This is a genomic window from Fluviicola sp., assembly GCF_030151805.1.
In the GTDB taxonomy this organism is placed as follows: domain Bacteria; phylum Bacteroidota; class Bacteroidia; order Flavobacteriales_D; family Crocinitomicaceae; genus Fluviicola.
On the sequence record NZ_JASLCN010000375.1, the window covers coordinates 1 to 14,109 of the forward strand.

The 14,109-nt window shown below is 41.7% G+C and carries 13 protein-coding genes; 10 read left to right on the forward strand and 3 right to left on the reverse strand.

Features of this window, described 5'->3' with window-relative positions; translation table 11 throughout:
• From Q1V93_RS14205 to Q1V93_RS14225, 5 genes are all read left to right on the forward strand, one after another.
• Positions 1-194, forward strand: a 194-nt coding sequence (locus Q1V93_RS14205) for a hypothetical protein (protein ID WP_300665582.1), incomplete at its 5' end; no start/stop codon positions are given.
• Positions 195-392: 198 nt separating this feature from the next.
• Positions 393-1,466: a WYL domain-containing protein gene (locus tag Q1V93_RS14210; RefSeq protein ID WP_300665583.1), complete on the forward strand. Its 1,074-nt coding sequence runs from the start codon at positions 393-395 to the stop codon at positions 1,464-1,466.
• Between the two features lie 98 nt (positions 1,467-1,564).
• The gene (locus Q1V93_RS14215; protein ID WP_300665584.1) at positions 1,565-2,089 is read left to right on the forward strand and encodes a ferritin; all 525 of its coding nucleotides are present in this window, start codon (positions 1,565-1,567) and stop codon (positions 2,087-2,089) included.
• 58 nt (positions 2,090-2,147) lie between these two features.
• Complete coding sequence (locus Q1V93_RS14220; protein WP_300665585.1) at positions 2,148-6,056, forward strand: adenylate/guanylate cyclase domain-containing protein; 3,909 nt, start codon at positions 2,148-2,150, stop codon at positions 6,054-6,056.
• Between the two features lie 37 nt (positions 6,057-6,093).
• On the forward strand, positions 6,094-6,489 hold the full coding sequence (locus tag Q1V93_RS14225; RefSeq protein ID WP_300665586.1) for a hypothetical protein: 396 nt from the start codon (positions 6,094-6,096) through the stop codon (positions 6,487-6,489).
• Positions 6,490-6,558: 69 nt separating this feature from the next.
• On the opposite strand, the gene Q1V93_RS14230 is transcribed toward Q1V93_RS14225, so the two are convergent.
• Positions 6,559-7,377: a universal stress protein gene (locus tag Q1V93_RS14230; RefSeq protein WP_300665588.1), complete on the reverse strand. Its 819-nt coding sequence runs from the start codon at positions 7,375-7,377 to the stop codon at positions 6,559-6,561.
• A gap of 176 nt (positions 7,378-7,553) precedes the next feature.
• Here Q1V93_RS14230 and Q1V93_RS14235 point away from each other — a divergent pair, with 176 nt between their 5' ends.
• Positions 7,554-9,071, forward strand: coding sequence for a GH3 auxin-responsive promoter family protein (locus tag Q1V93_RS14235; protein ID WP_300665589.1), 1,518 nt, complete (start codon positions 7,554-7,556; stop codon positions 9,069-9,071).
• A gap of 163 nt (positions 9,072-9,234) precedes the next feature.
• Here Q1V93_RS14235 and Q1V93_RS14240 read toward each other — a convergent pair whose 3' ends face one another.
• The gene (locus Q1V93_RS14240) at positions 9,235-10,143 is read right to left on the reverse strand and encodes a DMT family transporter (RefSeq protein ID WP_300665590.1); all 909 of its coding nucleotides are present in this window, start codon (positions 10,141-10,143) and stop codon (positions 9,235-9,237) included.
• Positions 10,144-10,236: 93 nt separating this feature from the next.
• A complete protein-coding gene (locus tag Q1V93_RS14245) occupies positions 10,237-10,914 on the reverse strand; it encodes a hypothetical protein (protein ID WP_300665591.1) in 678 nt (225 codons plus the stop codon).
• Positions 10,915-11,059: 145 nt separating this feature from the next.
• Between Q1V93_RS14245 and Q1V93_RS14250 the strand changes: the two genes are divergently transcribed.
• The 4 genes from Q1V93_RS14250 (at position 11,060) to Q1V93_RS14265 (ending at position 13,924) form a co-directional block, all read left to right on the forward strand.
• Positions 11,060-11,389 carry a hypothetical protein gene (locus Q1V93_RS14250; RefSeq protein ID WP_300665592.1) on the forward strand — a complete coding sequence of 110 codons (330 nt, stop codon included), beginning with the start codon at positions 11,060-11,062 and terminating at the stop codon, positions 11,387-11,389.
• A gap of 96 nt (positions 11,390-11,485) precedes the next feature.
• Positions 11,486-12,499, forward strand: coding sequence for a class 1 fructose-bisphosphatase (gene fbp, locus Q1V93_RS14255; RefSeq protein WP_300665593.1), 1,014 nt, complete (start codon positions 11,486-11,488; stop codon positions 12,497-12,499).
• A 7-nt stretch (positions 12,500-12,506) separates the two neighbouring features.
• Entirely contained in the window at positions 12,507-12,881 is a 375-nt protein-coding gene (locus Q1V93_RS14260) for a hypothetical protein (RefSeq protein WP_300665594.1), read from the forward strand.
• 341 nt (positions 12,882-13,222) lie between these two features.
• A complete protein-coding gene (locus Q1V93_RS14265; protein WP_300665595.1) occupies positions 13,223-13,924 on the forward strand; it encodes a hypothetical protein in 702 nt (233 codons plus the stop codon).
• Positions 13,925-14,109: the final 185 nt, after the last annotated feature.

A 14,109-nucleotide genomic window follows, 5' to 3' on the forward strand; every position in this document is an offset into this window, starting at 1 on the left:
ACATTGCTATAACCAGACTAAGCGAAGTCGTTTTCAGCGACTGCCGGATTCGAACCGGCGTACATGTACGTAGAAAACAGCATTCTTTGCAACTGGATACATTTCGACAGAGTCTGATGCACAATGTGGCGGATAAACCAACAACTCGTTTGCAAAGCGCGAATTTCCGTATCAAACAATTTCAAAGAACGTAAGCTGTTTTGTTTGATGGGACAAAGATTTAGACACACTACGCAATTGATTTGCGCAGATAAATGTATTTTTATAAAAATGTGTGTTTACTTTGAAAAATAAGAGGTTATATCCGAATTTTAGTTTGAATTATTTCAAACTACGTAAATAGATTGCGCACATTGTTTTCTACTTTACACAGAAAAATGTAATTTTCGGGTATGCCGGTATCAAAACACGCGTTAATTCGCTATAAAACCATCGATAAATGTTTGCAAAACAGGTTTCGGAAATGGACTTTGGAAGACTTGGTGGAAGCTTGTGCGGATGCTTTGTATGAATACGAAGGAGTTGGAGGAGTTTCCAAACGAACCGTTCAGCTCGATCTGCAAAACATGCGCAGCGATAAACTGGGCTACAACGCACCGATTGTTGTCGTAGACAAACGCTATTACACTTACGAAGAGAAGGATTACAGTATTACGAACATTCCTCTGAGCGAAAGCGACCTGGGAACGATGAAAGAAGTACTGAATGTTTTGAAGCAATTCAAAGGATTCGGTTATTTCCGGGAAATGCAGGAAATGGTTTCGAAACTGGAAGGAAAAATTCTGTCTTCGAACAGTGAACAGCGCGAGATCATTGAACTGGAAACCAATCACCGGCTGCCGGGTTTGGAATGGATTGATCATTTGGTGAAAGCCATTCAGAAAAAAGTAGTACTCGACATTCACTACCAGAGTTTCAAGGCAAAAACACCAACGGTGATGCAGATAAACCCGTATAAACTGAAGGAATTCCGGAATCGCTGGTTTTTGCTTTGTGCGACACATAACGAGGAAAAGGAATTCATTCTGGCGCTCGACCGGATGAAATATGTCTACGAGAATTACCGCCTGCCTTACCAGGATCCATTTTTTGATGTGGACGATTATTTCAAAACGTGCATTGGTGTAACCCGTTCGTTGAAAGACAAACCCGAACAGGTCATCTTCCGGGTGAACAGCCGTCACGCGCCTTATGTTATTTCAAAACCTTTGCACGAATCACAGCGAACACTGGAAGAAGATGAGCGCGGAGCAACACTTTCACTGTATGTCATCCATAATTTTGAACTGGAAAAGGAGTTTCTTGCGTTTGGCGACGGAATTACCGTTTTGAGTCCGAAACGCTTGCGGAAATCCATTGAAAAACGCTTGCGGATTGGGTTGGAACATTACGAAAAAATAACCCAGAATAACAACAAGAAGCATCACAAAACGAATGACGAATCTCCAGATTTTGTTTCGACCTAACTTAGATTGTTTATAAAATAGAATTTATTAGCCTTTGGGGGCTTTAATTCTAATCTTAAAATGGTAACTTTGAGAGAAACAGAACAAAAATTACAGCAATGAATAAGCGAATTGAAGTGGCATTAAATGACCAAATTCAAAAAGAATCTTCTTCTTCTCAATACTACCTGGCGATGGCTTCCTGGGCTGAAAACAACGGCTTGAACGGAACCGCAAAGTTTATGTACACGCATTCGGACGAAGAGCGTTTCCACATGCTGAAGCTGATAAAGTTTGTGAATGAGCGCGGAGGAGTTGCTATCGTTCCTTCAGTTCCGCAGCCTCCTGTAGAATTCGATTCTTTGGAACGCGTTTTCGAATTGTTGCTGGAACACGAATTAATGGTTACAGAAAGTATCAATAGCGTGGTAGATATTTGTTTGCAGGAAAAAGATTATTCTACACACAATTTTATGCAATGGTACGTTTCCGAGCAATTGGAAGAAGAAGCACTGGCACGTGGAATTTTGGATAAATTACGTTTGATCGGTGGAGACAAAGGAGGGCTCTACTTGTTTGACCGCGATATGGAAGCTTCAGCAGCAGCTGCGAACAAAGCAGGAACTGCTGACAAGAAAGCTTAAACTTTGATAATGAAACCTTTCAGTAATTTATTCGTTGAATAAACGAAATGAATACAAGATGCTCGTTCGACTAATAGGAATTGGAGCTGTTGTTGCGTTTACTACTACTAGCGCGATAAGTCAAGTCTCGTATCGTTTTAGAAATTTTTCTATTAACGATGGACTCTCGCAGAGTTCTGTGACGACTATTGTCCAGGATGAAGTGGGAACTTTGTGGCTGGGAACGCAGGATGGCTTGAACCGGTTTGATGGTCAGCAGTTTGAAGTATATACTTCTGATGACACTCCGGGTTTGGCGAGTTCCTATATTCATTGCGGTCTGAAAGATCAGTTCGGGGAATTGTGGTTCGGAACCGCCGACGGAATCTCGGTGTACAATCCCAAAAAGGAAAACTTCCGCTCACTTCTGGCATCGGACGACAATAATCTTTCCATTGAAGGAATTTCAGAAGAATACAACGGAAATATCTGGGTAGGATCGTCTACTCACGGCTTGGCAAAATACGACCGGAAAACCAAAAAGATCTCCTTTTTAACAGGATCCATTCCTTCCAAACGGATTCACTATATCAAATTCATTACAAAACAGGAACTGCTGGTTTCCTTTGAAGACGTGGGTGTTTACATCTACAACGTCAAAACACAAAAATGGAAATCCATGGCTCCGCCCAGGATCCGGAAAACCTGGCTGGTTTCGGATGTGGAATTGTTTTCCGAAAACAGCTACATCCTATCCAGTAATGAAGGCTTGTGGTTGTTTGACGTCAAAACTCAAAAACTCTTTCCTTTTTTGAAATTCATCGGGGAAGATTACGGAATCGAAGAATTCTCGGATGTGTACGTGAAATCCACCGCCGAATTCTACATTGCAACGGTAAACAACGGATTGATCAGCGTGAACAGTTCGCACGACGGCTACCGCATTACATTCAGCAAAAAAGATATTTTTCAAAAAAACGGAATCCTGTTCAATGAACTGAACGAATTGTTTTGTGACGGAAACGGCACGATCTGGATTGGAACCTTGCGCGGATTAAGTGGCTTCAACCCGAAAAACGACGAGTTTTTTGGAGTCGGACCAGCGGCGAATCTGAGCCTGGGACTTCCTTCGGAAAGCGTTTGGGGCTTTGCGGAATCACAAGATCTTACCAAAGTCTTTATTGCAACGGATTTCGCCATTTCGGAATTGGACCGGAAAACCGGACTTTTCAAGCATTATTACATTTCAAAATCAGACGATTACAACGAAAAGAGCATTGTTTCTGTTCATTTGCTGGATAAAGAGCATTTATTGGTTGGAGCCAATGACGGGTTGTATGAATTGGTGATCCAAAACGGAAAAGGAACCTTCAAAAAAATCAATTACAAAGGAATTGCAAATCCGTCCGCTTTTCAACGGGTTTATGAAATCACACCTTACAAAAAAAAACAGTTTTTTATTGCTACAAAAGGAGGAGTGTTGTTGTATGACAAAAAAACAGGTGATTTTACTCCTTTCGTTTACGACCCTCAAAACCCAAAAACAACGATCGGAGCCGGAGTGTGCCGGGTTGCATACAAGGGATTAAACGGAATGTATTATTTCGCTACCGGCGTTGGGGGAATCAACATCTTAGAAACGCATAAAAGCGGCGGAATGCAGATTGTGCCGTATGCGCAAAACAAATCCATTCTAAAAGCGAGCAGAGATGTGATCTCAAGCATTTACCAGGAAGATGAATCAACGCTTTGGCTGGGTTCTTCCGGTTCGGGCTTACTGAAATTGGATCTGAAAACCGGAAAAGTAACTCCGTTTACACGAAAACAGGGTTTGCCCAATAATTTTGTTTACGGAATCCTTCCGGATCAAAAAGGAAACCTGTGGCTGAGTACGAACAAAGGACTATGCAGATTCAATATCTTGCAGGAGAAATGCACCAATTATTCAGAAGTAAACGGATTGATGAGCAACGAATTCAATACGGGTGCTTACCTGCTTTCGGGAACCGGTGAGCTGTATTTCGGGGGAATTGAAGGATATAATTTTTTCAACCCGATTTCACTGCAGGAACGAAATGAAGAAGTTTATGTGAACTTTCTGAAATTCCGTTTTGATGATCAGTGGCTGCGTCCGGGAGATAAAGATGCACCTTTTAAAGACGCATTTTCCTATCAATCGGAGATTAAGCTGAGATACAATCAACGCAGCTTTACGATTCGTTTTGTTCCGACCGATCTGATCAACCGCGATTTGCTGCAATTCAAATACGAGTTGGAAGGCCTGGACGAAGGCTCCGTGTTTTTGGGCTCATCCAGTGAAATTCACTTCACTTCCTTAACTCCCGGATCGTATGTGTTGAAAGTATATGTTCGGAGAGTGGATGGAGATTGGGTTCAGGCAAGCACGCAAATGAACATTGAAGTAGCTTCTCCTTTTTGGTGGAAATGGTGGTTTTGGGTGGCGGTATTGCTGATTTTGACCATTGTGATCATTGTTTTTATCCGGTCGAGGATAGATTTGGCGCGCAGAGACCAGGTTCGTCTGGAAATGAAGATTGTGGAGCGGACAAAAGAAATCCGCGCGCAAAACATGAAAATCGAATCTCAGAAGAAAGTCATCGAAGAAGAGAAAAACAAAGTTGAAGAACAACGAAGATTACTGCAAATAGAAAAAGACAAAACGGAAAAATTGTTGCGAAACATTATCCCGGAGTCAACCGCTGAAGAATTGAAAACGAAAGGCCGTGCATCCGCAAGGGCTTACAAAACGGTTTCGGTGTTGTTTACAGATTTTGTCGGATTTACCAAAATTGCGGAAGGCCTCAAACCGACGGACCTGGTAAATAAACTCGATGTTTACTTCCGGAAGTTTGATGAAATCATCGTACGAAACAACCTCGAAAAGATTAAGACGATCGGCGATGCATACATGTGTGCCGGCGGAGTTCCCGTTCGAAACAACACCAACCCGATCGATGCGGTTTTGGCTGCGCTTCAGATCCAGGATTACATTGCACAACTGAAAAAAGAAGCCATTGAGAACGGAACGGAATATTGGGAATTGCGCCTGGGAATCAATACCGGAGAAGTAACCGCCGGAGTGATCGGTTCGGAAAGACTGGCGTATGATATCTGGGGAGCAACTGTAAACCAGGCTCAGCGAATGGAAATGATGGGCGAACCGGGAAGAGTAACGATTTCGGGTTCAACCTTTAAACTGATAGAACCTTATTTTGAATGTACTTACCGTGGAAAAGTAAGAACGAAAAGCAAGGGCCTGATCGAAATGTTTACGGTTGAACGGATCAAACCGGAACTTTCTGTCGGAGGAGAAGGCTTGTACCCGAATGAGCGCTTCCAGCAAATCGTAAACCTGCATTTATATAGTAGTATCAACTATTACAAAGCAGAACGCCACATTATGAAAGTGCTGGAAAAAGGCTTGTCTCCAATGCTTCATTATCACAGTATCGAACACACGAAAGATGTGGTGCGCGCAGTGGAACGGTATGCTTTATTGGAAGGAGTAACGGATGAAGGCTTGTTCCTGTTGAAATCTGCAGCAACCTATCATGACGCCGGATTTGTGGAAAACTACGAGAAAAACGAACCGATCGGAGCGCGAATGGCAGAAGAAATTTTGCCGAAATACGGATATTCCGATCAGCACATTGCACAGATCAAAGAACTCATTTTCGTAACACAAATCCCGCACAAACCGAAAAACAAACTGGAGCAGATTATCTGCGATGCGGATTTGGATTACCTGGGAAGAGATGATTTCCATGAAATTGCAGACCGACTGAGAAGAGAGCTGCGCGAGCACGGAAAGATAGACGGTGATCGTCAGTGGGACAACATGCAGGTTGCGTTTTTGAATATGCACAAATATTTCACGCCAACAGCCATTGCCAGCAGACAAGCCAAGAAAATGCAAAACTTAAAAGAAGTAGAAGAGCGTTTGTTGAGGGATGAGTATAAAGACTAATTCTGATCGAATGCATATCTTTGAAAAAAAAATCAAGATGAGGTTTGCTGTTTTTACGCTATTTGCCCTTACAATTTTCAGTTGTACCAAAAAGGAAACAACTCCTTCAATCAGTTTGGAGGGAACTTCCTGGAACTGGGTTTCTACGACGAATGACAGTACTTTTTTTGAAGACACATCTTCTTCTGCAAACAGTCAGCGACTGACTTTCGTGGATTACAAAACATTTGATTGGAAAAGAAACGACACGGCTTTTGCCAGTGGAACATACCTTTACAAGGTGAAGCAGTCTGTTTTGTTCGGGAAAAAGAAATTCATCATGAACTTTGCGGGTGTTCAAACACCGTTTGTTATGACCAGAAACATCGACACATTGTGGCTTCAGGAAGATAAAGCTACGGGAGGTGTGCGATACCGCTTTTTCAAGAACTAAGAAAAGAAATCATAAAACAAAAAAGTCTGCAAACCTGCAGACTTTTTTGTTTTATATGTGCTTAATCTTCTAGCTGAATAATACGCTGCTTCCGTATTTTCCTGCCACCGGATTGACAATCAATGTAGGGATTTGAGCGTCATTGGTTAGAATGTACTGCTCGTGATTTGCTGTGATTACTCCAAGCATGTTATTGCGGTTCAGGTTCATAATAGCAATCAAATCCGCATCCAATGAAACGGCATGTTTTACCACTTCTTTATCGAAACCGCTGGTAGGAACCACTTTCGTTGTTACGTCAATGCCTCTTTCGTGGAAAAAACGCACGGCAAACTGAATGTTTGCTTTTACCTGGTGGCGTAAAAATTCATCCGTCTCATCGGGAGTAATGACGTGAACTCGGGACTTGAAATACGTTGCGATATTGGCAACATATGCCAGTTTTTGTTTTGTTTCCTTGTTCAAATCCAACGGAACCACGATGTCATCGTAACCCGTTTCCTTGATCGGTTTGTCCTGAACAACAATAAACGGAACGGTTGAATGCGTAATTACTTTCAGCGCATAACTACCGGTGATGTGCTGCCAGCCTGTTTGTCCGTGAGTTCCCATGAAGATTAACTCTGCATGGTTTTCAGATGCGAAATCGCCGATATCGTCAAAAATATTCCCGACGCGGATATATGGAGTGATTTTTATTTGTTCCTTATGATTTTCAATAACAGCCTTCAGCTTTTCTTCTGCCTCACTTACAGCCTTCTCTTTTGCCACAACATGAAGGAGTAAAATCTCCGCACCGGTTATTTTTGCAGTATTAATAGCATGATTCAGAGCATTTTCGGCAACTGAAGTGAAGTCATGTGGAACAATAATGGTCTTTTTTTCCATAAGGAGCTTTTCTGGGTTTTAAATAGTAGTGCAAATGTAATCAAAGCTTTAGATGCGTGAATCCATTTCTTAGTTCAATATTAAAAATAAGACGTTAATAAAACAATAAGTCGTTGTTTTTTCTCACTTTTGCTAGGATTACGCTACTTTTGTAGCTACTAAAAAATGGAGAAAAGATGCCAATAATCGGGAAATTGCTTAAAAAGACTACCGAGTTTTCTGCACGGAGAAATGCACTGAAGGGACTGGATTTCAAGGACCAGATAAGAGTATTAACGAAGTTGTTGAAGTTTGCAGAGGAAACAAAGTTTGGTTATCACTATAATTTTCAGTCGATCCTTGAATCTGAAAATATGGTAGCGGATTTTCAAAAAGCCGTTCCAATTCGCGATTACGATCAACTTTATCAAACCTGGCTGCACCGCTCCCTGGACGATGAAGCGGATGTAACGTGGCCGGGCAAGATCAAATATTTCGCCCTTTCTTCCGGAACAACAGGTTCGCCGAGTAAACGCATTCCTGTAACCAAGCAAATGATTCGCTCTTTTCAGCGAAATACGATCAAACAATTCACCGCAACTGCCAACTTAAATTTGTCGGATGGATTTTACCAAAAATCATTAATAGCTGTTGGAGGTTCGTCCAAACCGGAGAAAAAAGGAAAGCACTATGAAGGTGATTTGTCCGGAATCTTAAAGAAACACACTTCCGTTGTACTGCTTCCGCTCACCAAACCGGATGCGGAAACTGCAGCAATAAAGGATTGGAATCAAAAGCTGGACCGCATGGTGGAAAAAGCTCCGGAATGGGATATCAGTACCATTGCCGGAATTCCAAGTTGGTGCATCATGTTAATGGAACGCATCATCGAGAAATACAAGGTAAATTCTATTCACGATATCTGGCCGAATTTGGAGTTGTATTTGTCCGGAGGAGTTTATGTGGAACCCTATTTGAAACGCTTTGAAAAAGTGTGTGGAAAGAAGGTACACATTCTAAATACCTACCTGGCTTCGGAAGGATATTTTGCTTACCAGAAAAGAGCAGAAAGCAATGGAATGCAGTTGCTGCTTAAATCCGGAATTTTCTTCGAATTTGTACCATTCAACAGGGATAATTTTGATGAATACGGAAACCTGAAACCGGAAGCAAAAGCGCTGACAGTAGATGAGGTAACGACGAAAGAAGATTATGCTTTGGTTATTTCAACCAATGCCGGTTTGTGGCGTTACCTGGTGGGAGATTTGGTGCAATTCGTAGATTTGGAACGACGTGAAATCCGCATCAGTGGCCGCATCAAGCAATACTTGAGTTTGGTAGGAGAACATTTATCACTGGATAACATCAATATGGCGATTATGAAAGCCGGAGAAAAGCTGAATGTTGCCATTCCTGAATTCTGTTTGTACGCCAATACGGAAGAGCAAAGACACTACTGGTGTTTTGGAACCGAAAAACCGATGGACAGTGATCTGGTGATGAAGACCGTGGACGAGTTCCTGTGTGAGTTGAACGATGATTACGCATCCGTTAGAAAATACAATACCTTGAAATCCCCGGTTTCATATCAAACAGATGTGAACAACTTCTATCAATTTATGGAAGAAAAAGGAAAGCTTGGTTCTCAGAATAAATTCCCACGGGTAATGAATGAACACCAGGCGCAGGAATGGAGATTATTCCTGGGTTTGTAAAAACAAGCGCGTCTTTGGAAGGTAAATCCGAGTGAATCATGCGTTTGAAGAAAGTGATTCTTTTGGCTTGAATTGTTCTGAAAGCCTTGAAAACAGGGAGCTGTCGTAATATTGGGAAATTACTTCCGGACGCGGAAAAAGTACCAATACCCGATGGTTGGAATTATTCGGTTTGTCCCTTTTTCAACTCTCGCTCGCGTTGTTTTGCCTTGTAGATCGCATTGGCAATCACAACCAGGATAATCATGGCCGAACCAGCGTAGAAATTTCCATTCAATAATTCGTCTTCGTGCAAGATCGGAATGGCAAGGAGAATGGTATAAACCGGCTCCAGGTTGATGCTTAAAGAAACGGTGAAAGCTCCCAAACGCTTCATCACTTCAATCGTTGCAATGAACGCGAAAGAAGTACAGCAAACTCCAAGGAACAACAACCATCCGAAATCGCTCCAGGTCATTTGAAAAAGACCGGCGTCCATTTTTCCATTATACCACAACATTCCGGAAATAAATACCAGGCCGATTCCCATTTCGTGCAGCGTAATAGCAGAGGACGGAACTTCCTCAGCCAGTTTTGCATTGAAAACAGAAAAAAGAGCCGCCAGAAGCGCTGCCAACAATCCGATTGCCAAAGCGAGGTATTGTTCCTCATTGAAATTATCCGACACAAAATAGATTCCGAAAATTACGAGCAAACCAAAGAGAAATTCTACCGGTGAAAAGCGTTTTTTGAAAACCAAAGGTTCCAGCCACGTAACATGCAGGGTTGTTGTGGATAAACACAAGATTCCGAGGGAAGCCGTAGACAACTTGATGGAAGTATAAAAACCGATCCAGTGCAAAGCAACGAGAATTCCTACTCCAAAAACTTTAAGCATCGTTTTCCGGTTGCGGATCCGCATAGGCATTTTCAGAAAATACAAGCCGATCAATAAGGAAACGAAAGCAATCAGGATGCGGTGCCAAACCAGGTATTGCGCATCAATGTGAATTAACTTTCCCAAAATCCCGGTAAAACCCCACATGAAGATTACGAGATGAAGTAAAATATGGTACCGGAATTTTTGAAGCATACCACAAAGTTAGGGGTAATTTGGAGCTTTGCTTTGTTTCAGCAAAGATTTTCCGGAAGAATTACGAATGAAGCGGATGTAGTGGGATTTTGATTAGCGCTTCAGTGTTTTTCGGGTAGTTCCGTTTATTGAAAAACAGAATGTTTCTTTAACGGATTGTATGCGCCCGCAAAAATTGTGGAACACACTGATAATTTTAGAGTTTACAGTGAGTTTATTTCCTTTCGGATTGTAGTTCATCCGGTCATGCACGCAATACCCGTTTTTGCGGCTTTGAATCGCTACCCAATCTGAGTGAACGATTACTTGCCGTTGTTTATCAATCGTAAAATGATACATCCGGAACGTCTGGTGATGATCCAGGTACTCCAGGATCGAACAGAAAAAAACAGAATCTGAATCCTGATAATCAAAAAAGTAATAGGCTTCATCCGGTGAAAAACGGAAAACGATCTGCTCATTTTCGGAAATGTTTACAGGGGTTTGATCGAACCACTTTTTAAAAAAAGAAGGTTGGATCCGCTTCAGTTTCATCCGGTAAAGTTTGCTCAGATCGTAATACAATTTCCTGCTCCTGCTGTTTTGAATAATGTAATTAATTGGAAAAGAATCGGTTGTTCCGGAAGTTTTTTCTTTTTGAAAAGAAGCAATTTGCCGGACGTTATTTTCGCTTTTATTTGCAAGCGGATTAGTACAGGAAAACAAGAAAAACACGGGTATGAAAACAACTTTTCGGGAGTTTATTTTGGCAGGGAACAGTTTCTCTTTCATTGACTTCATTTTAGATGTTCCTTCCATCAATTTGGGCTGAGATACAGGGAACGGGTTAAATATTGTTGAAATAAAGATACAAAATTTACATAAATGAGAATCATGTGTAAACAATCATACACAACAAAGTGCAGAATTTTATCCCATGGTACATCGAGGAGAAATAGTTGAAAAAGTTGTTCGTGATAGCGGAGTTCCGCTTACTAAGGTGGCGAAGAAGATGGGTAAGAGCCGTCGGTGGATTTACAATGTCTTTGAAATCCCGGATTTATCGCTTGAACTGATTCTCGAATTTGGTAAAATTCTGCATCACGATTTTTCGAAAGAAATTCCACAGATTGCAAGCCGGAGATCCATCGCCAATGATGAGGCAGCTCCTTATGGAGAAAACAGTCTTGAATATTGGAAGAGCAAGTATTATGGTCTTTTGGAAGAATACAACGACTTATTGAAGAAAGACACGAAGGAAAAATAATCCTTCGGAAAGGATCGTTTTATTTTTCCGCTGATTGTGAATAATTGGAACTTATCTTTTTCAATTATTCCCTACCTTTGTTCTAAATCTTTGTTTATGTCACACATCATCACACTGAGCGATTTTATTATGGAACGTCAAGCGGAATTTCCCGGTTCTTCCGGAGAGTTATCCCGCATCTTAAACGATATTTCAATTGCTTCTAAAATCGTAGCCAGAGATGTTCGCAGAGCAGGCTTGGTGGATCACATCCTGGGATCTCAGGGAGATGTGAATGTTCAGGGTGAAGAGCAGCAAAAACTGGATGTGATTGCAGATACGCAGTTCATCAAAGTATTTGAATCCAGCGGTGAAATTTGTGGAATTGCATCGGAAGAAAATGATGACTTTCTGGCATTTACCGCTCCGCGTGCTCAAAACGGGAAATACATTGTCTTGTTCGATCCGCTGGACGGATCATCCAATATTGATTGCAACGTTTCAATCGGAACTATTTTCTCTGTTTACAGACGGGTTTCTGAAAAAGGAACACCGGCAACTTTGGAAGATATGCTTCAGAAAGGAACACAGCAGGTAGCAGCCGGTTACGTATTGTACGGTTCGTCAACCATGCTGGTTTACACAACTGGACATGGTGTGAACGGTTTCACACTCGATCCTTCCATCGGAGAATTTTGTTTGTCGCACCCGAACATGCGCATGCCGGAAAAAGGACGTATTTATGCGATGAATGAAGGAAACATTCACGAATGCGAACAAGGAGTGAAAGATTACATTTCTTTTTGCCAGGAAGTGCAGGAGGATGGAAGACCTTATTCCGGAAGATACATCGGTTCATTGGTAGCAGATTTCCACCGGAATCTAATCAAAGGAGGAATTTACATTTATCCGGTTACCAACCAAAGTCCGAAAGGGAAATTGCGTTTGTTGTATGAATGCAATCCATTGGCATTTGTGGCTGAGCAAGCAGGGGGAATGGCAACGAACGGAACGGAACGCATTTTGGATATTCAACCGAATCAATTGCACCAGCGTTGCGGATTCTTCACCGGGTCGAAACAAATGATGGAAAAGGCAATCGATTGCCTGGAAAAAGCACGAAAAGCTTAATGCTTAGATGTTTTTGGATTTTCGAAAAATAGAAAACCTTCATATTTTATTGTGGCTTCTCAAAGACATTTGTTGGGTTGCCGATTTGAAATGGCTGGGAACATGTATGATCCTGCCTACTCTTTCTGTGGCTATCTGGCTCACGTGGAAAATGCGCAAATCGCATTCCGAGTTGATGCACAACCTGGCGGTGATTGCATGGATTCTGGCAAATTCTGCCTGGATGGTCGGAGAGTTTTTCTTTGATGACGGAACCCGTCCGATTGCATTGGTGTTTTTTGGTTTGGGGTTGACGTTGCTGTTTGTGTTTTATGGAAGAGGATTGGTTTTGAAGTGGAGTTCGAAAGAAACGGATGCTGAAAGCGGAGAATCTGTCAATTGAGGATTGGGTGTAATTCCGCAATATTACGTCCGACATTGATTTATAATCTGTTTAGTCAGCAGGTAAATTTTTTACTGAAAAATCATCTCGATTACCCGGTATTTCTGGATTTAATCTACAATCAGACACAAATTTGTAGAAAAAGACCAACTGTAGGATTGAACGTAATTCCGCAATATTACGTCCAACATTGTTTTGCAAACCAAGCGATTCGACGAACCGATCTTGCTGTTTAACACTTCAAATGAAACCAATTGTAGCAGCCGGTTTTATCAAGTACGGATTTTCGCAACAACTCACAACCTGGTTTTACATAATTTGCATCAATAAATCAATGCATTATGCGATTATTTGCCTACTTACTCATAACCCTTGTTTTAGTAGTTTGCTCTTGTACGATTGAAAAAAGAGCATTTAGAAAGGGTTACTACATTTCCTGGAATAAATCCGGATTGAAAGAAAAGAATGAGTCAAAAGAGCAGATTAAAACCAAAGATCCGGAAGAACTGGCTCAAGCAACCGCTTCGAAAGATTCTCTTCGTGTAGAAGAAACAAACGATACAAAGGAAGACTTGGTGGTCGAAAACCCGGAGAAGTCAGACACGCTGCAGAACAATGAAAAACTGCTTTCCGAAGAGCCAGAAGTGAACAACAATACAACCGTTTATTCGGAAAAAGCCTTGATAGAAAGATTGACGGAAGCAGTGGAAAAAAGTGTGCAAACCAACGACGACCCGATTACGGAAAATGAAAAGCCCCGGAAAAGACTAAACCTGTTTGCGCTGAATGCTTTCGTTCTTGCTGCTGCTTATATCGTTCTCATTTTTGTAGAGTTGGATGCAACCACGTTCATCATCACACCGATTGTTTTGGCAGCCATTTGTTTGTTTGCGGCAATCGCTCTCGCTGTTGTAGCTATTGTGAAATGGAAACGCAACCCCGGAAAATTTTGGGGAACCTTTTTCGCGCTAATGGCATTGATCCTACTTGCATTAGGAATATTTCTTCTGCTTTTGGCTTTTCTGGTCGGTATGGGACTTTAACAAAACACCGGCTCATTTCATGGTATTCACCATCGTAATAGCGGGCAAAAATGATGTGGTCTGATCGTCTTTATAAGACAAACTTCTGCTCTCGATCAATTGCTCATTCAAAACCGGCAAAACAATCGTGTTTCCTGCTTCAAGCATTCTGTTTTCGGGTTGTTTCAAAACATATTGAACAACGG

Coding starts and splice junctions, on each gene's coding strand:
- Q1V93_RS14210 (WP_300665583.1), top strand. CDS start 393: ATGCCGGTATCAAAACACGCGTTAATTCGCTATAAAACCATCGATAAA.
- Q1V93_RS14215 (WP_300665584.1), top strand. CDS start 1,565: ATGAATAAGCGAATTGAAGTGGCATTAAATGACCAAATTCAAAAAGAA.
- Q1V93_RS14220 (WP_300665585.1), top strand. CDS start 2,148: ATGCTCGTTCGACTAATAGGAATTGGAGCTGTTGTTGCGTTTACTACT.
- Q1V93_RS14225 (WP_300665586.1), top strand. CDS start 6,094: ATGAGGTTTGCTGTTTTTACGCTATTTGCCCTTACAATTTTCAGTTGT.
- Q1V93_RS14230 (WP_300665588.1), bottom strand. CDS start 7,377: ATGGAAAAAAAGACCATTATTGTTCCACATGACTTCACTTCAGTTGCC.
- Q1V93_RS14235 (WP_300665589.1), top strand. CDS start 7,554: ATGCCAATAATCGGGAAATTGCTTAAAAAGACTACCGAGTTTTCTGCA.
- Q1V93_RS14240 (WP_300665590.1), bottom strand. CDS start 10,143: ATGCTTCAAAAATTCCGGTACCATATTTTACTTCATCTCGTAATCTTC.
- Q1V93_RS14245 (WP_300665591.1), bottom strand. CDS start 10,914: ATGAAAGAGAAACTGTTCCCTGCCAAAATAAACTCCCGAAAAGTTGTT.
- Q1V93_RS14250 (WP_300665592.1), top strand. CDS start 11,060: ATGGTACATCGAGGAGAAATAGTTGAAAAAGTTGTTCGTGATAGCGGA.
- fbp (WP_300665593.1), top strand. CDS start 11,486: ATGTCACACATCATCACACTGAGCGATTTTATTATGGAACGTCAAGCG.
- Q1V93_RS14260 (WP_300665594.1), top strand. CDS start 12,507: ATGTTTTTGGATTTTCGAAAAATAGAAAACCTTCATATTTTATTGTGG.
- Q1V93_RS14265 (WP_300665595.1), top strand. CDS start 13,223: ATGCGATTATTTGCCTACTTACTCATAACCCTTGTTTTAGTAGTTTGC.